Origin of the sequence: Trichocoleus sp. FACHB-262 (genome assembly GCF_014696035.1) — a bacterium.
Taxonomy (GTDB): domain Bacteria; phylum Cyanobacteriota; class Cyanobacteriia; order FACHB-46; family FACHB-46; genus Trichocoleus.
On record NZ_JACJPK010000051.1, the window covers coordinates 1 to 18,457 of the forward strand.

At 46.4% G+C, this 18,457-nt stretch carries 14 protein-coding genes; 9 read left to right on the forward strand and 5 right to left on the reverse strand.

Going from position 1 to position 18,457, the window contains the following annotated elements; genetic code table 11:
* Positions 1-169 precede the first annotated feature (169 nt).
* Entirely contained in the window at positions 170-1,936 is a 1,767-nt protein-coding gene (locus H6F68_RS10525; protein ID WP_190558807.1) for a macro domain-containing protein, read from the forward strand.
* Positions 1,937-2,260: 324 nt separating this feature from the next.
* On the opposite strand, the gene H6F68_RS10530 is transcribed toward H6F68_RS10525, so the two are convergent.
* From H6F68_RS10530 to H6F68_RS10550, 5 genes are all read right to left on the reverse strand, one after another.
* On the reverse strand, positions 2,261-3,199 hold the full coding sequence (locus tag H6F68_RS10530) for a ParB/RepB/Spo0J family partition protein (RefSeq protein ID WP_190558809.1): 939 nt from the start codon (positions 3,197-3,199) through the stop codon (positions 2,261-2,263).
* Entirely contained in the window at positions 3,199-3,951 is a 753-nt protein-coding gene (locus H6F68_RS10535; protein ID WP_190558811.1) for an AAA family ATPase, read from the reverse strand. The genes H6F68_RS10530 and H6F68_RS10535 overlap by 1 nt, the downstream gene beginning before the upstream one ends.
* 73 nt (positions 3,952-4,024) lie before the next feature.
* Positions 4,025-5,083 carry a PDDEXK nuclease domain-containing protein gene (locus H6F68_RS10540; RefSeq protein WP_190558813.1) on the reverse strand — a complete coding sequence of 353 codons (1,059 nt, stop codon included), beginning with the start codon at positions 5,081-5,083 and terminating at the stop codon, positions 4,025-4,027.
* An 801-nt stretch (positions 5,084-5,884) separates the two neighbouring features.
* Positions 5,885-6,337 carry a hypothetical protein gene (locus H6F68_RS10545; protein WP_190558815.1) on the reverse strand — a complete coding sequence of 151 codons (453 nt, stop codon included), beginning with the start codon at positions 6,335-6,337 and terminating at the stop codon, positions 5,885-5,887.
* A 289-nt stretch (positions 6,338-6,626) separates the two neighbouring features.
* A complete protein-coding gene (locus H6F68_RS10550) occupies positions 6,627-8,189 on the reverse strand; it encodes a D-alanyl-D-alanine carboxypeptidase family protein (protein ID WP_190558817.1) in 1,563 nt (520 codons plus the stop codon).
* Between the two features lie 143 nt (positions 8,190-8,332).
* Here H6F68_RS10550 and H6F68_RS10555 point away from each other — a divergent pair, with 143 nt between their 5' ends.
* The 8 genes from H6F68_RS10555 to H6F68_RS10585 form a co-directional block, all read left to right on the forward strand.
* Complete coding sequence (locus H6F68_RS10555; RefSeq protein WP_242065449.1) at positions 8,333-9,013, forward strand: hypothetical protein; 681 nt, start codon at positions 8,333-8,335, stop codon at positions 9,011-9,013.
* Positions 9,014-9,024: 11 nt separating this feature from the next.
* A complete protein-coding gene (locus H6F68_RS10560) occupies positions 9,025-9,771 on the forward strand; it encodes a hypothetical protein (protein ID WP_190558821.1) in 747 nt (248 codons plus the stop codon).
* Positions 9,772-10,100: 329 nt separating this feature from the next.
* Positions 10,101-10,223: a hypothetical protein gene (locus H6F68_RS29350; protein WP_277876052.1), complete on the forward strand. Its 123-nt coding sequence runs from the start codon at positions 10,101-10,103 to the stop codon at positions 10,221-10,223.
* Positions 10,224-10,767: 544 nt separating this feature from the next.
* Positions 10,768-12,867 carry a tetratricopeptide repeat protein gene (locus tag H6F68_RS10565; protein ID WP_190558823.1) on the forward strand — a complete coding sequence of 700 codons (2,100 nt, stop codon included), beginning with the start codon at positions 10,768-10,770 and terminating at the stop codon, positions 12,865-12,867.
* 297 nt (positions 12,868-13,164) lie between these two features.
* Entirely contained in the window at positions 13,165-13,455 is a 291-nt protein-coding gene (locus H6F68_RS10570) for a hypothetical protein (protein ID WP_190558825.1), read from the forward strand.
* A gap of 12 nt (positions 13,456-13,467) precedes the next feature.
* A complete protein-coding gene (locus tag H6F68_RS10575) occupies positions 13,468-13,623 on the forward strand; it encodes a hypothetical protein (RefSeq protein WP_190558827.1) in 156 nt (51 codons plus the stop codon).
* A gap of 580 nt (positions 13,624-14,203) precedes the next feature.
* Positions 14,204-14,776 carry a recombinase family protein gene (locus tag H6F68_RS10580; protein WP_190558829.1) on the forward strand — a complete coding sequence of 191 codons (573 nt, stop codon included), beginning with the start codon at positions 14,204-14,206 and terminating at the stop codon, positions 14,774-14,776.
* Positions 14,777-14,894: 118 nt separating this feature from the next.
* The coding region (locus H6F68_RS10585) for a DUF4011 domain-containing protein (RefSeq protein ID WP_190558831.1) at positions 14,895-18,457 on the forward strand (3,563 nt) is incomplete at its 3' end.

The following is an 18,457-nucleotide window of genomic DNA, read 5'->3' on the forward strand; positions in this document are numbered from 1 at the left end:
CGGCTGCAGCATCTCACTGGACTCGGCTAGAAGTTCTACCAGGCTTGGAACTTCACGTACGGAGTGATTTTGTCTTACCTTCAACGTCTCAAGAGCAAAAGAATCTGCTCCAACGTATGCTCCAGAGCCTGATTGCCATTGCTACTCCTAAAAGAAGGTCTTCCAAATCATGATTCTACCTCGTCTCGACCTCATCCCCCTCCGGGCTGCTGTTTGCGCCAACCAACCCACCACACTTGATGTGTTGGTGCGGATTACACCGCCAGAAGAAACCACGACTGCGGCTCAACGCCCTACCCTGAATATTGGTTTTGTCATTGACCGTTCTGGATCAATGGGGGAACACAAAAAGATCGATTATGCTCGGGAGGCAGTTTGCTACGCGATCGAGCAACTGCGACCCACTGATCGTCTCAGCGTTACGGTTTTTGACGATCAAGTTCAAACTCTCATCTCCAGTACACTTGCCAATAATAAAGCCAGCCTGACTCGCCTAGTCAAGCAGGTGCAACTGGGAGGATCTACCGCTCTTCATGCTGGGTGGGTTCAAGGTGGAATTCAAGTAGGACAGGTTTTAACTGCGGAATTGAACCGAATCATTTTGTTGTCAGACGGGTTGGCTAACGTGGGTCAGACCAACCCAGATGTAATTGCTACTGATGTGCATGGATTAGCACAACGGGGGATCAGCACGTCTACCTTAGGTTTAGGCGACGACTACAACGAAGATTTACTAGAAGCCATGGCACGCAGTGGAGATGGAAACTACTACTATGTTGCCTCTGCCAAGCAACTTCCGGGCATCTTTGAAAAGGAACTTCAGGGACTGGCAGCTACCATTGGCAGCCACGTCACTCTGGGGATGGACCCTCAGGGAACGGTTGTGGTTGCCGATGTATTGAATGACCTCAGCGTTGATTCCCAGGGAAGATTTAAGTTACCAAACTTGTTGTTTAGTAACCCCATTGAAGTCGTGGTTCGGCTGAAAGTGCCTGCGGTGAGTCAGACAACCAAATTGTGCATTTTCCGGTTGAGATGGACTGACACCGGACAGCAACCACAAGAATTACAGGCATCTCTGCATTTGCCTGCTGTGACTAGCCAGCAACTAGAGGAGTTGCCACTTAACCAAGAGGTACAGCAGCAAGTAGCCTTGATGATGGCAGCACGAGCGAAAAAGGAGGCGGTACGGCTAGCCGATGCGGGTCAATACACAAGTGCGAGCCAAGTGCTGCAGGAAGCCAAAGAGGAAATCCTTGAGTTTGAGGTGTCCATGTCTCGTCCGGAGGCAGCGGCTCTAGAGGATCTAGATCAGGAGTTACAGAGTGGTAGGTTTTCGAGCTATCGCAAAATGTCTTCGAGTCAAGCGTATCAACGGAGTGGCAGGCGAAGCAGCGGGCATACGAATCTGCTTTATGCTTTTGAACGAGGACCTCGGTTCGGCGATATTAGTCAGCAAGATACGGATGCCATTGTCAATTCAGCTGACCCTTCCTTATCGAATCGTGGGGTCATTTCCAATGCAATTCATCAAGCCGCAGGTCCTGAGTTGCTAGCCGCCTGCCGCCAGTTAGACGGTTGTGCGGAAGGAGAAGCTAAGATAACGCCGGGATTTGGGCTACCTGCTCAATGGGTCATCCATACTGTCTGTCCCCCTTGGCGGAATGGCAAGTATGGAGAGGCAGACTTGCTTGCCCAGTGTTATCGCAATTGTTTAACACTGGCAGCAGTACACGGTATTCACTCAATTGCATTTCCAGCGATTGGCACCGGTGCCCTGGGATTTCCCGTTGAGCAGGCAGCTCGAATTGCGCTCGAAACTGTAAGTCAGTTTCTGCTCAGCAGTACAGCGATCGGCACTGTTCGCTTTGTCTGTGCTGACGAACTCACCTTGCAATATTACGAAGCAGAGTATCAACGTGTAGCAGGCTGGTAATATTGGGAGCTTTGCTTCAGCAAGAAGTCTGAAGCATTTCAATCTTGAAAAAATATCCTTAATCGTACCAAAAATTTTTGAGGCGACCTGGGGCTAGCACCGCTACCTTTGGACCTTGGTCAACGGCACTTTATGATGAGTGTCAATTACTTCTCCACTGCATAAGAAGTCTCTGCATACTGGACAATACCAGTTCTGGTTCTTTGCAGCTTGATGATAATCAGAACCTCTTTCCCAATAGGTTTTGCTGTATCGGGTCTGTCACCCAATATTTCTACGCAATGTGCAACTAAAACGAGCCTACTGCAAGCGATAACTTGTTATTCAGTCATCGCTTGCGGTTAGTTTGTCCAACTCATTCAATAATTTGATAATTCGATCCCGTTTCTTGCGATCGCTCCAAGCCTTACCCTTCTGTAACCGTTTACCAATCTCACTCCACTGCTGAACCATGACTTTTTCTGGCGTCAGTTCTGGCTGGGACTTCAGCTCCTTAATTCTTGCTTTGATTTCACTCAACGGCAAGTTCTCCGCAATTGCCTGTTTGAGCAGTTTGGCCCGATGCTTTTCATCTTTAACCCGTGCAATCGCCTGCCCCTTGGTGTACTCAATCTCCCCATTGCGCAAAGCAGACAAAACGTCATCAGGAAGATTCAAAAGTGGAAGACGGCTAGAGCGAAAGGTTCCAGCGTTGAATCGCCCTATTTCGGATAGCAATGACTCAATCTTCGTAACCTGAATCAGAACGTTCTGATTCAACTCTTGACCACGCTGTTTAGCGTTGTAGGATTGGTGCAGAATAGATATTACTTCAGCCCTATCTGTTTCAAGAGCAATCGCCAGTAAGTCTAATACTGCTTCTGTCTCCTCAATCGGGTTTAGGTCTTCCCGCTGAAGGTTCTCTATTAAAGCAACTTGAAGAGCTTGCCGCTCATCTAAGTCATGTATCACAGCTGGCACGTCAGTCAGCCCTAGTTCACGAGCTGCGCGTAGTCGCCGCTCGCCAGCAACCAATTCGTACTCACCATTGTCTAAAGAACGAACCAAAAGAGGTTCTAGAATGCCAAACCCTTTCACAGATTCAACCAATTGAGCCAGTTTGTCCGAATCAAAGAAACGACGGGGTTGCTTTGCAGGCAAATGAATCTTTTCGAGTGAAATTGACTGAGTAGTTTGAGCAGCCTGAGCAGGAGTCTCTCGGTTGAGAATAGCTGCAACATTACGAAGCTGTGGCTGAGGTGCGGTCTTGCGACGGGGTGGCACTATAAGGACTCCAAACTCTGGGTAATGGTTTTCAAGACAGCAAGAGCAGGGTGTTTAGGATCATATAACTCCAGCGGTGAGTGCTGCATTGAGGCGTCTGCAAACGCAATTGCGCGTGGAATCGGGGGGAAAACAGGTGCAACGCCACCAAATTGCTTCGTTACCGCCTCTAAAATCTCTTTACTTTGAGCTGTACGATCGTGCAGGTTAGGAATCACTCCAGCAATTTTCAAGTCTGCGGCAACCCCTTCTTGCTGAAGCTCACTAATCGTACCTAGCAGCAGATCTAAACCAACGAAGCTCTTATATTGAGTCTGCATCGGAATTAGGATGTGGGTTGATGCAACTAGGGAGAGGATGCTGAGAACACCTAATGTTGGAGGACAGTCAATCAAGACAAAATCATAGGCAGACTCAACTGGAGAGAGCGCTTTTTTTAGGCGCGTCTCTTTAGCGATCGCCGTTGCCAACTTTACATCAGCAGCACTAAGCGTCAAATTACTCGGAACTAGATCCATTTGATGAACTCCGCTTAGAATAGGCAGCGGTTTTCTATCTAAGATGCTTTGAGCAATCGTGTCCTCAAGTTCATGAGGCTGCACTCCCATGAAAACAGTTAAGGAGGACTGTGGGTCCATATCCACAAGTAAAATACGGTGACCTTGTTGGGAAAGTGAATATCCCAAGTTCATTGCCAAGGTCGTTTTACCTGTACCCCCAGCTTGGTTAAAAAATGAGATAACCTTTGCCACGATTCCAATTGTTGCAACACAGGGTTAGTGTACAGCGAGTTTACGCCGACCCGTCACAAATAATTTTGAAAATTTAATTCTGCTCTTCCTCTAGGGCAGAAACTGCCGCTTCTAGTTCCATCTCTAGCTGCTCAACTGTAGGCAAGCAATTTTGCAAAGCAGGTGGCAGTTCATCACGCAGCTTATAAGTGGAGACACCAATTGGGTTTTGTACAGTATCTAAAGCGAATTCAACCGTCGTTTTTTTCTTGGAGCGACATAGAATAATTCCAATTGTTGGACTATCCACCTCGGTACGCAAAATGTTATTTACGGCTGAAATATAAAAATTCATTTTGCCAGAGTATTCTGGCTTGAACTCTGTCACCTTTAACTCAATCACAATGTAGCAATGCAGTTTTAGGTGATAGAAAAGCAGATCAAGGAAGTATTCATCACCCTCTACTTCCAAACGGTATTGGCTACCCACAAAAGCAAAGCCAATACCTAACTCTAATAAAAAGTCTCGGATGCGCTCTACTAAAGCTCGTTCCAAATCCCGTTCTTTAACATTTTCACTAATAGTCAGAAAATCAAAGTTATAGGGATCTTTGACTAACTGCTGAGCTAGATCAGAGTCGAGATCTGGTAGAGTGCGCTCAAAGTTAGTAATTGCTCCCCTCTGGCGTATGTACAAGTTAGTTTCAATTTGCGTTACCAGAATGTCGCGGCTCCAACCATTCTCAAACGACTTCTGAGCGTACCAGAGTCGCTGCTCAAGATTCTTCAACTTATCTAGTAGCGCCTGATTGTGCCGCCAGGGAATTTGTGCAGCGTAGCGTAGCACAATTTGCTCATCCGGATATGCTTCAGCAAACGCTCGCATGTATTTCAGATTGCGGGACGAAAATCCACCTATTTCCGGAAACTCCCGTTTCAAATCTTGTGCTAAACGTTCGATGACCTTTGTCCCCCACCCTTCCTGCTGCTGTCGGTTCAATATCTCGCGACCAATCTGCCAATAAAGTAGGATGAGCTCATTGTTAACAGCCAGTGCTGCTTTAATTTGTGCCTGACGTATTCGCTCCTTCAGCGATCGTAAAAAGGTAGTATAGTTTTCATCAATCGGAAACAAAGAACCTGACTTAGGCACAAGACAACCAGCTCCAAGCTATGGGCAAATCATAGCGTTATTCTAAGAGCAGCATTTAGCTGACACTTCAGCACTGAACTCCCTCATCTCTGGGTATGACTGTAAATAAATTCATCAATTACAGAAAAAATTGAGACGTTGATTCAGAGACAAGTTTATTTACAATTGTTGAGCACTACAAGCTGCATTTTTGTTCGGATGCAGCGGCTGTAAAAGAAACGACCCTTTTTTGATAGCCTTGTACTCAAAACTCCACCCTGATTTAAGGTCGTTTCAGTCTCGTCAATTTATACCCCTTTTCTGATAGTCCTTGATAACTGAGTCCGTATTCACGATCGCCTGAGGCTGGTAGGAGCTAGCACTCAGAGCTTTAGAAGAACTGCTTTGACCTAAATGAGCAGTGCAGGGATACCGTTGCGGGTGATTCAGGAGATATCTGAGCACCGCAGCTTACAGGTCTCGGCGGCCTGCATATTCATCACCATCGTTAATTGCTACCTGCTGGGAGGGCTTCCCGCTTGGCTGAGCTGGTGGTAGATATTTTTGAACTCGGTGAACCTCTCTGTGACGTGAATAGGCAGGCGGATTAGTTCGCGAGTGCTGAGCGATCGCACTGATCGCTCCACGTTGAAGTTATCTGACCACTCCACTGACAAATAGGGTGTTTCGATTTGTGCTTATTCCTGGCTCTGAGGCTGAGGGTTTTAGCCTATTGAGGAGATGACGTTTAGATTAAATTCCAGTTGGTCGAGTCATTTGAATACTTCCATAGGTCTGGAACACTACCTATGTCGGTCATAGCTAAAGCTTCTTTGTAATGTTTAAAGTTTCAGATGGTGATGCCCAGAGCATTAGTTCAGCTACTTCAGGAGAAGAGTGCGCCTTAGCAGCCTTTATTGCAGCTACTTTCAAAAGGCGCTTATCTACCTCATTAGTTAGCCACTTAGCTCCAGCCGTACCCACAAGAATTGCGCCAGCAAATGTAGAAGGCGTTAAGCTCCATGCTTGTCCTTCAAAGAGATTCGCTTGGGCGAACGGGCCATACAATCCCCAAGAGATAACAGCTGCAACAGCACTAATAAAAATATTACCGATGAATCCTGGGCGCGTAATGCGGATGCCATTGACTTGCTCTACATAAGGCCAAACAAACCCATTGTCGGTGAGGAGTGCATTAACAACTCCACCTATTGCCCCAGCAACACCGACTGATCCAGTCACCAAGAGAATTTTGAGAATTAACCACAGTGACATAACTATCTCCTACTTCTTTGAACAAAATGAACGGCGACTTCACCTAAACTCAGCCTTCAGCCCTCACCTACACTTGGGCTGAAAGGAACAATTTTGACCAGAAAATTACACGCTCAAACTTAGGTTAGCCCCAGTGTTCACCCGTAGGGGTGAACACTGAGTCATTGCAGAAATGAGCGATAGGTAGCTGTGTTTACATCAAGACTGCCAAGAACCTTTTAGCAATACTGGCAATCTCACGGGTAAACCTTATGAGTTGCCACTTCGCCTCACTCAGTCCGTTGGAGAGTCAGACGACTGCTGCTGGGGCCGGCCAGTTGTCGGCGTAGTATTGCGCCCGAGCAATCACATCATTGGAGTAGTCGCCGCCTGTTGTACCCTCGTCGAAGCCGGGTACCTCTATCTGGTCTGGGCCAGCGTTGTACGACGCCGTGCCAGCCTGAAGCTGGATTGCGGCGCTCCATTCAGGATGGGCGGTGGCTGCCTGGTCAACGAACCCGCGCAGGATTGATGCCGCCTGGTTGATATGCTCCTGGCTAGCACAGTCAGGCCCCGGATCTACTACCTCAGCAGGGGGACGTACAGTTTGATCGACTTGCATGATGCCGACACCAGCACCGCCATCACCTAGGCAATCGTTGAGCGCAGAACCGCCGCGACTTTCACGGCTGGCAATCGCCGCGAGCAGTGCAGGCAGCAGGTTATACTCCCTCCCCGCCACCTGAAAGCGCTCGACGAAGCGCAGCACTTTCGGCGCGTCCGTCTCGGCCATCTTGCGTGATGATTCAACGCCACCTGGCAACCCGTCGGATTCCGCCGTCTCGGCACTGGCACCCGTAGGAGTGAGCTCATAGAGAATGGCGTTGGGATCTTCTGGGATAACAGCCGGTTCAACTTGCCATTTGGTGCCTGTATAGGGAGGGTCAGTGTTCGGAGCCAAGCCAACGGTACCATCACCTGTGCGCCCATCAAGCCAGCGGGGTCCTTCGACGTCACCTAGACATTTAAATCTGTAGGCGGAGGCAGCCTCGTCAAAAGTTACCTCCCATTTGATGCCCGTATAGGGAGGGTCGGTGTTCGGGGCTAAGCCAACGGTGCCATCGCCTGTCCGCCCATCGAGCCAGCGGGGGCCTTCGACGTCACCTAAACACTTGAGAAAATAAGTTCCTGGTTCTAACGGTAGTCCTCCATTTACTGGTGGTGGAAACCCTTCGGCAGGCGAGTTGCCTAACCGGATCTCGGTTTGATCTCCATAAATGCCGTCCTCTGGAATAGGGTCGTTAGGATTGTTGCGATTCCAAAGCTGCTGGAAAGCTAGGATAGCCGTGTTGCCAATATCCTGTCCTTCAAAGTCAAAATGCACGTCATCCTCAGGACCAAACCATTGCCAGCCGTGCTTCTCTAGGTAAGGCCGCCAGCCTTCGGTGTCTTTGATGTCCAGAGCTAAGCCACTCTGATGATTACTACTACCTACAGGCGCTACCTTAAAGTTGCATTCACTACCGTTTTGGAACAACACCAACTGTCCAGCAAGAGGGCGGTAACCCGAGTTAATTTGCAGTATTTCCCCTCGTTCCGCAATGGCCCGTCCAAGAGCCTCTTTTGCTGGTAGTTGCAATAGGGTCCAGACGGAGGAACCCGTCAATTCCACATTCAAATCCTCTATGCTAAACAGAACATTGGGGATGATGACATTTACTTCATCGATCAGTTGCTGGTCTAGACCGCGGACTGGGCTGGTCTCGCAACCCGTGATATCTTTAACTAACACCATGATTCGGTTCTCCAAGAGAGTGTGACTTTTTCGGTCTGGCTCGGTTGCAAAAAAGTCTGCTTTCGAGCCGTTAGCCACAGGTTCTCCTTGGGGTAGTGCCCTAGAGCAACAGGACTAAGCGAATTTCTAGCAGTGCGCTAGAATCTGGATTAAATGAGTTTGGGGTAGTTGTTTTCCTTGGGGATTCCCCGAACTTTTTAGCAAAAGTTTGGGTGAAACAGATGCCGCATTGCGCTTATGGTCCTATTAACCGAGATAGAGTCAAGCACTTACTTGGAGTCTTGCTGTCTTATGCCGATGACGAACTAGAAGGTATTGAGCGATTACACTCAGACCTAAAAGTTAATTGGCAGACAGAAAAAAAGCAGCTAGTTGTGAGAACAAAGCTGAGAACGCTTGAAAAACTGACAGAAAAAGACGAACTCTTTGGTAAGTTAACCAAAGAGCAAATAAGAGAAGCAATCAATCATCTGAAGAACTACTTAAAAATTTTGATTGATAACCGTGAAAGCCCTAGGGGAGCTGAAGATTGGCACTTCACACTGGAGCTTTGGTCTAAGGATAAAGAAGAAAACTTGAGAAGATTTGATGCTGAGTGGCAAGCTAAACTACCGCCGAAGTCAAAACTTTTATCCTCTATGTCCAAAGAATCTGGGAATATTTCCGCAGCTCCTGGAGCTGATAAAGCTTTGAATGAAGGGTCAACAAGCTTGCCGAAGCCAATTGAGTCAGCAGGAGTCATTCATCAGGAGCTGCTGAATGATATTGATTTGCAGGGTGACTTGGAAGCTGGAGATTTAGTTCAAAAAGCTGAACGAGGTAAATCTGTCACGCAAGTAATGGTAACTAAGCTGAAAGTAGAAGGAAATATCAAGGTCGCTAACTTGACGCAGGAGAGCTAAAGCTAAAAGTTATGCGCAAACACAATAGTTCTAACCGCAGGGGGCAGCATGCTGTTAAGAATGTTAGCGTTGGCGGTAATTTAAGTATTGGGAATATTATCCAGACTATTCACTCTAACAGTGTGGTTGCTATACTCACTACCCTTGTCTCGCTTGGTAGTGGTTTCTTAATCTATCAACTTTTGCCGAAGCAACCTGTAACTGCTCAGGGCAATAATCAAAGTGGAGAGAGTAATTCACCTCTAATTATTGAAACACCTACCCCTTCAATTATTGAAACACCTACCCCTCAAACTGAGGCAGGCAAAGTTGGGATTGAACCAGGGCAGTTCGTGGGATCTGCTTTAAAGAATAAAGCGCAGGTGGAGTTAACCGCCGTCAAGAGAATTCCAGGAGAACCCGATAAGGTCAGCGTGGAAATGCGCTTTACGCTTAATACAGGTGATGACAATGGCACTTCCGATTTGCGCAACAGTAATTCTTATCCTCCTTCTTTTCACTCACCTAGGGTCGATGCTTCCATGGGCTTCACGACTGACATCGGCTTCACAACTGCTCGTAACCGGATTACTAATGAAACCTACAAAGCTGTTGACACCGATAAGCGAGCATCACCTAGAGTTTTTCTTAGTGCAATACACGAGGGTCAACCAGTGGAAGGCTATGTTGTATTAGACGTACCCTCAAGGGTTAAGGCAATTGATATTTATATTCCCAACGCAAGCCCATTTAAGAATGTGCCGATCTCTAATGTATAAAACGTTAGACTTGCGGCCCAATAAGAGTTCCTGGAAACAAGGCGCAAACTACATTTCCCTTTCCTATCTAACTTAGGCAGCTTCTAAATAGAAGTTCCATAACCTTGCAGCCGTTAACATCAAGTGATTATCGAACTTATCCAGTTTTGTCAGTCAACCAGCCGCACCACCATAAGAAGTCGTCACCTAAGCAATTAATGTTCTAAGTGCGTGAACAATTCTGAATTTAGATCTTTGAGACAAATCTATTTACATACCCAGGCACTCGGTGCCCTCCTTTTATTGTCTCGTTATCTCTATCTAAAATTTGCTCAACCTTCTCTGTGACGATGATTTTATTCCCTGTTGATCCCGTTTTGCCCATCGTGATTGTGCCTCTCGACCATAGTAAGGAACCGGAACCTCAGCGATCGCAACCTCCAGCCGTGGATCTCGGTGCAGCATTGGTTTAAGCTCGCTCTCCCACATCTTCTCTAACGGGTTAAGGCGAGTACGCCACTCGCGTTCTCCTCCATATTTGGGTTGATGCGTTCCTGTTTCAATTCGGCGTCCACTCCGTTCGCTAAACCCAGCAATATACGCTGCTTCTGGCTGGGTACAGCCTTTTTTCCTCGCTCTCATATAGACTTGAACTTGATTATTTGGGATATATTGACCCGGCACTAGTAGAACCTCCGTTTCTGTCGCTTGGAAGTTCTCTAGTGCTTTTTCATAGCACTCGACTAGAGCTTGTTCACTCGACTTTCTGCATGAATAGGAGAGCGTGTGACATATGGCGATCACAGCGAGGTCAAACACGCTAACTTTTGGATAGGCATGAGTTCCAGAAGCAATTATGCAATACCAGGATTTGGAGCATTTATCAAAGGGGCGACTTGGAAGCTGAGGACACGGGCCAGAGAGCAAGCCGCGGCAGTGCGGTGGAGCAGGAAATGCTGACCAATGTGAAGACGCAAAACATTAGGCTAGGTAATTTATCGCAGGAGAGCTAACGCCATGCCCTTGGACGAAGATCCTTCTGAAGCAAATCACTCTCACTCACAAAACCAGCAGACTGCCGTTAGCAACGTTACAGCACGGGACATCCAGATTGGGCAGATCGTGCAAAGGATCGTCTACTTGGGGCTACCCTTCAACAGTCACCATCTTCACTTTGTTCAGTTTCTGGCAAACTCGGCGTATCTCACCTGCCTCATCGGTGGCTTCATCCGCTTATGGCGGGAGGGTGTTAATTTTACAACACTGCTGATGATAATTGCTGGTAGTGGGTTACTCTCGGTCACTTGCCTGTATTATGCCAGGTTTTGGAGACCAGAAGCGCAGGATAAAAGCGCTCCAAGTTCTGAGCTGCCTGATTCAGATGAACGGGTGAAAGTGCAGCAAAACAAGCAGCGATCGCGTCACCGGGTACGCCGATTGACAATGATTGGTGTCTTTGCGATTCCGCTAATCACCTGGGCTGGTTTTTTTGTCTGGAGATCGCTGCCTGCCCCCCATGTGTTGCTGTTGGTTGCTGATTTTGATAGCGACGAGCAGCAGCAGTATCAGGTGACAGAAACCATTCTGCAGAACCTGCGAAATTCTACCGAAGATTATGCGGACGTCAAGGTGCAAGCCCTGAACCAAGTCATTACTGAACAGCAAGGCAGCGAGGTTGCGCGCACCGTAGGTGAGCAGAAAAAAGCATCGATCGTGATTTGGGGCAATTACGGTGCTACTGAAACAAATGCGCAATTCAGCGTTCACTTTGAAGTGCTGAAACCCCCAACTTATTTTCCTAAATTGGAAAAGACAGCCAGAGGAGAAGCCCAAATCTCACCGATCTCTGAACTCAAGAGCTTTAAGGTGCAAACCCGTCTTTCTCAAGAGATGAGCTATCTCACCTTGTTCACGCTAGGAATGGTGCAATATGCCAAAGAAGATTGGGACGGGGCAGTTGTTCGATTCAAGTCTGCGCTAGGTCAGGTGAAGGAACCAGTAACAACCCTGGGTCGGGAGGCAATTTACTTTTATATTGGCAACTCCCATTCCCACAAGAGCGATTACAAGAACGCGATCACGAACTACACCGAATCCCTGAAGCTCGAGCCTGACTATGCTGTGACTTACTACAATCGGGGGATTGCTTACGCCGAGCAGGGCAACTACACCCAAGCCATGGCCGATTACAACCAATCCCTGAAGCTCAGGCCCGACTACGCTGATGCTTACAACAATCGGGGGAATGTTTATGCCAAGCAGGGCAACTACACCCAAGCCATAGCGGATTACAGCCAATCCCTGAAGCAAGCCCCTGACCTTGCTGCTGATGCTTACAGCAATCGGGGGCTTGCTTACGCCGAGCAGGGCAACTACACCCAAGCCATGGCCGATTACAACCAAGCCCTGAAGCTCGAGCCTGACTATGCTATGACTTACAACAATCGGGGGATTGCTTATGCCGAGCAGGGCAACTACACCCAAGCCATGGCCGATTACAACCAAGCCCTGAAGCTCGAGCCTGACTATGCTGAGGCTTACTACAATCGGGGGAATGCTTATCTCAAGCAGGGTAACTACACCCAAGCGATTGACGATTACACCCAAGCCCTGAAGCTCAGGCCCGACCTTGCTGAGGCTTACAGCAATCGGGGGGTTGCTTATCTCAAGCAGGGTAACTACACCCAAGCGATTGACGATTACACCCAAGCCCTGAAGCTCGAGCCCAACCATGCTAAGGCTTACTACAATCGGGGGAATGCTTATCTCAAGCAGGGCAACTACACCCAAGCGATTGACGATTACACCCAAGCCCTGAAGCTCAAGCCCGACTATGTTGAGGCTTACAACAATCGGGGGGGTGCTTATCTCAAGCAGAGCAACTACACCCAAGCGATTGCCGATTACACCCAAGCCCTGAAGCTCAAGCCCAATCATGCTAAGGCTTACTACGGCAAAGCTTGTACCCATAGCTTAAAGAGAGAGGTCAAAGCAGCGATCGAGAATTTGCAACAGGCAATTGATTTAGAGGCAAAGTTTCGGGAGGACGCAAAAACAGATTCCAACTTTGATAACATCCGCCAGGATAAGCAGTTCCAGATTTTGGTTGGGCACTAAGTGTTAGTAGCCCGGCAAGCCGACCCTGTGGACTAGCATTTAATCAACGGCAAATTTCGGCCTGTGGGAGACAGCGCTTTCGGCAAGAAGTTATTTGCTCCAACCTCCGTTAGCTTGCCTGGTATGTGATGGATCTAAAGTTTTGCTTGGGTCAGTTAGATATTGTTCTAAGAGCTGGGCGATCGCCTCTACTACTACTTCCTTATAAGGTACGTTTTTTTCAAGGGCAGCAAAGTCAACTAGAGAATTAACCAGAAATTTCGATAAGCTATGAACGGATGTGATTCGCCGAGACCTATGGCACGAAGTAGCCCCCAACCGATACCGACGAAAGTCAAAGGGCTCAAGTGTGTCCGCCGCAAGTGCCCCAACTGTGGCAGCTTGATGTGGCATGCCTATGACAACTATCGCCAAGTCCGCACTCTGCAGGGCATGGTTCAACTGCAACTGCAAATCCGCAGCTGTCCTAAGCCTGAGTGTCAGTGCTACCATCAGCCCTATCGACCCGAAGCTGAAGGCAAATGGGCGCTGCCCGAGCAAGAATTTGGCTTGGACGTGATGGCTTTGATTGGAGCTTGGCGCTACTAAGAGCACCGCAGTGTGCCTCAAATTCACCAACAGTTGCAGGAACGAAACCTCTGCATCAGCGAATGCAGCGTCAGCAACTTGTTAAACCGCTATGACGAATTGCTCGCCATCAAATTGAGTCAGTGTGAGCATCTGCAAGCCCGACTTGCTCAACAACAGCGAGTATAAAAGCCTAACTACTCTGTATTTACGCTTGCTCCAGCCATAAGGTGGGGTTGGCTCAGTTTTAGAACACTTAAGAATGCTCAAACTCCTTTATCAGAGATACTTTTAGACTGAATAGAGAAGGGCATACTTTGCTGTTCTGAACAATAAGACATTCCATAGAATCTAGCGAAGTAGGTAAAGCCAGTACAGCGGCTGAATTAAGAGCATTTTGTTACATTCGCTTTTGCTCAATTTCCTGAATGAACGAGATAACAACCATGGATAGAGGGGAAAAGATAGCGAAGATACTGTTGGTGAATTCGCCAGAGAGAATCTGGCGGGTTCTGCAACCTAGTCTCAACAAAGATTATCAAACTTGGTACTTTGATTACTGAGTACATATGCATATCCGTCAGTAAACGTTGCATAAACAACTGATTATGCAATGATTCCCGTCAACGTAATACTGGGCATTATAATTTTGCACAAACGGTCGATTGCGCAATAATTCTTCGTCAATGCAACAGCAAACGTTTCCATTTTGCATAAACCTATTGCTAAGCATGCTTGAATAGCAATAGGTTTATGCAACAAATTAACGATGTTAATTGGCTATGCTCGGGTATCAAAGGCGGATGGGCAGGACACTGCTGTTCAGATTCAGGCTCTCAAAAGTGTTGGGGTTGAGCGTATCTTTGAGGAGAGGGCTTCAGGTGGTCGGTGGGATCGGCCTCAACTTCATCGCGCGCTAGATCAATTACGTCCTGAAGATGTCTTCATTGTCTGGAAGCTCGATCGCCTCTCGCGATCGCTCAAGGATTTGCTGACAATTATGGAGAAGATTGAGACTTGTGGCGCTGGATTCCGCAGTCTGACAGAGGCAGTTGATACAACAACTCCAGCAGGCCGGATGATGATGCAAATGGTGGGTAGCTTTGCGGAATTTGAGAGATCCATGATCAGAGAGCGTACTAAAGCAGGACTAGCAGCAGCCCGCCAGCAAGGTCGGATTGGGGGACGCCGCCCGAAACTCACGCGACAGCAGCAGGAAGCCATCCTAGAAATGGTCAGCCGGGATGAGAAGAGTGGTTCTGAAGCAGCCCGACTGTTCAACGTGCATCCGTCTACTATCAGTCGCTTAGTGGCAAGACATCGGTTTTCAGAAGTTCTATGAGCGTAAAGTTGGAAGACTGCCAAACAGCTCTAGGGAAAGGATGCTGATCACCTTTTAAGGAATAACGAGACTGTACAATAGAGGTTTCTATGTGATTGCTTAACACAATAGAGTATTGATGAATAACGCAGTAAATCCAGCACTTCAGCAGAAAGTTAGAATCTGGAAAGATAGGCTTACCGATTTAAGCAAACGCAACCATTTACTCTACTTTAAACCAGTTAAGCCTCCTACTATTGAAATCTCCCCAGAATCAATAGAAATTGTATTCGAAGCTTTTACAGGAGAAGAGCCTAGATCATTACCTATTGATGAATTAAAAACTAGGCAGGTAGGGGTTGAACGAAAAAAGTCCCTCAAAAAGCTTCGAAAAGAAACTAATTCTTCTTTAAAAGAAAAGGGAATTAGTAGCCTTTTCATAACATTTGGCACTTTAACGTGGAATATTGCAGAAAAGTCTAAGGAATTAATCACTTCTCCTATCTTTCTAATACCAGTTGAACTACGAAAAACTCCTAGAAAAGAGGAGTACATCCTCTGCTCGGCTGGAGAAGAGTTCTCCCTAAACCCAGTCTTAGTTCAAAAATTAAGCTCTGACTATGGAATCGCCTTAGCTGAAAGCGAGCTAGATCAGAGTCCCGGCTATAAGGCACTTTTAAATAGGGTCTGTCAAGTTTTTGCTGACTGCCCTAATTGGAAGGTAGAAAATACTGCATACATTAGTTTGTTTCAAATGCCTAAGGCTGCAATGATTCAAGATATCAATCATCTTGAAAACAATGAGGAAATAGTCAGGCAACATCCAATTCTTCACGCATTAGCAGGCAACTGGACAGCGTATGAGTCAGCAGTTCCTAAAACAATCAATGCTAGGGAACTAGACGAGCGAACCGACCCTGAATTAGTCTTTCAATTACTTGAAGCCGATTCTAGCCAACAGGAAGTCATTGAAGCAGCTAAGGTAGGAGCTAGCTTTGTAGTGCAGGGACCACCGGGTACAGGAAAGAGCCAAACCATCGTCAATCTGATAGCTGAATTGATGGGTGCGGGAAAGCGTATTTTGTTAGTTTCGGAAAAAGAAACTGCTTTAGAAGTTGTATTTAACAGATTTAAAGACTGTGGTCTTGGAGATACCTGCTTAAATCTTCATCATAGGGCTACAACTAATAAAAAAACTTTTTACGAGCAATTAAGCAGAGTTGCAAATCAGCTTTCACAACGGCCTACATTAAGAACACAAGGTTCATTCTTCGAGAAACTTTACCGCTGTCGTCAACTTCTTCATGAGCACTCACTACGTTTACATCAGAAGCATCAACCCTTAAATCAATCAGCCTTTGAACTATACGGAGCATTACTTAATCTAGAACGAGCTAAGATTCCGAGTATTGAGTTTAACATTTCTAATATTAAAGAATGGTCTACTGTTCAGCTACTGGATGCGAAGGAGCTGCTACGTAATCTTAGTATTTTTTCGCAATTTTTCTTTGAAAATCAAATAACTGTATGGGCAAGAAGCCAGCTAAAAGAATTTTCTTTTGAAATGCGGTCAAAATTTCTTGTAAGCATTGATGATTTAAGTCAAGCAATTCAAGTAGCTGAAAGTGCTAAAGTTAGGCTGAAAGAGATATTAGGAGGAGAAATTGCAAATACATTATCAGGTCTAAAGACTATACATTCAGCTACAGATCATATAGCTGCCGTCCCTTCTCTAGTTCCAGAAGGGTGGTTTCAAGGAATGGATGTCAATAGCTTACATGGGATATTTTGTGATCTCCAATGGAACATTGAAAGTCTTCGGAATAACCCCTTAAGAAATAAATACAGTAGTACACTCCTTGACCTAGATCTAACAATACTTCTAGAACGGTATCTGAAGCATAGGGGAATCTTTCGTGTTTTACGTTGTACTTATTGGCACGATCGTAAAGAGATACTAAGTTGTCGAAAAGTACGAGGTCGAGTATCTGACCGAGATTTAGTATCAGATCTTAAGACAGCACTAGATCTTCAAAAACTTCGTAATACATTAAGAGATTCTAATCACCCGGCTCGTGTTGCTTTTAAATCATTTTTCAGCACAGATGAACCGGACTTGAACAGTATCCAAAAATCATTGAGCTGGTTGATAAATCTACAAAAATATGAGTTTAACTTTGAGAAATTAGTAGTAGCCATTTCTTCACCTAAGCACCGTCAGGAATTAGAAGAACTACGGGAGAAACTGAAAACTTCTCAGCAAGAAATTGAGGTAGGTTTCAATTTCTTGCTAAATTACTTTCCACAGGAATTTGTTGAATCTTTAAAGATCAAATCTTTGGAGGAGTTGCAAGAATTTCTCAATGCTGCGAGAGACGAAGTTGAGATATTTGAGGATTGGTTAGCTTACCAAAGGCTAATCGAACGAATGGAAGCTTTAGGTGCTGGACCATTCCTATCAAAGCTGCGGGAATCTAAGATTCCACCAAACCTTTGGTATCCGATTTTAGAGAGAGGTGTTTATAAGAACTGGCTGCAATACATACACAGCAATAGCCCTAAGCTGAGAAACTTTTACTCACATCTTCATGAGCAAGTAGTGCAGGAATTTTCTGAGCTTGATTGTCAGCAGTACGAAATCGCAAGAGAACGCCTTCAGCAACTCCACTCTGAGCGCTGGCAAGAGTGGTCTAAACAGCCAATGGCTAGGCAGCAAATACAGGTGCTTCAGAAACAGAGTGGAAGAATAAAGAAGAAGGAAATCCGAGAACTCATCGTAAATGCTCCCGAGCTTGTTACTACCCTTATACCCTGCTGGCTCATGAGTCCACTTGCAGTGAGCCAATATATCGACCCAGAAGCGGTTCACTTCGATGTGGTTATCTTTGATGAAGCATCCCAAATTCGTACAGAAGAGGCAATTTCCTCCATTATGAGAGCCAAGCAGGTAATTGTTGTTGGTGACAACAAGCAACTTCCGCCAACTTCGTTTTTTGCAGGCACTAACTCTGAGGAAGATGACGATGAGGAAGAGGATATCTACGAGAGCTTGCTTGACGAGTGCTGGACTTTCATGAAACACCACACTTTGACATGGCACTACCGAAGTCAGGACGAGAGCCTAATTGCCTTCTCCAACCAAAAATTTTATGATTCACAGCTCATTTCATTTCCCAACCCAGTGAAAGATCCCAATCGAGGTGTTCATTTCCATTACGTTGAGAGAGGCATTTACGACCGTGGAGGGCGGCGAGACAACATACTAGAAGCAGAAGAAGTGGCACGGCTGATTCTAGAGCATTTTCAGGAAAATCCTCACCAGTCCTTGGGTATTATTGCGTTCAGTCAAGCCCAAGCCAACGCCATTGAAGAGCAACTCGATCAACTCACTGCTTCTAATCCGAACTTGGCAGAATTTTGTCAGGACGACTCACCTAATTTCTTCCTTAAGCCCTTAGAACGAGTTCAGGGTGATGAGCGAGACGTGATTATCCTCAGCTTCGGATATGGATTTGATAGCCAGAATGAGCTAATCCACAATTTTGGTCCTCTCAGCCGACAGGGAGGAGAACGGCGGCTGAATGTAGCAATAACCCGTGCCAAGTGCAAGCTCGTGTTAGTTGCCTCAATTCAGGCAGACAATTTAGACCTCAGCCGGACTAACAGTAGAGGTGTAGCTTTGCTAAAGGAATACATTACTTA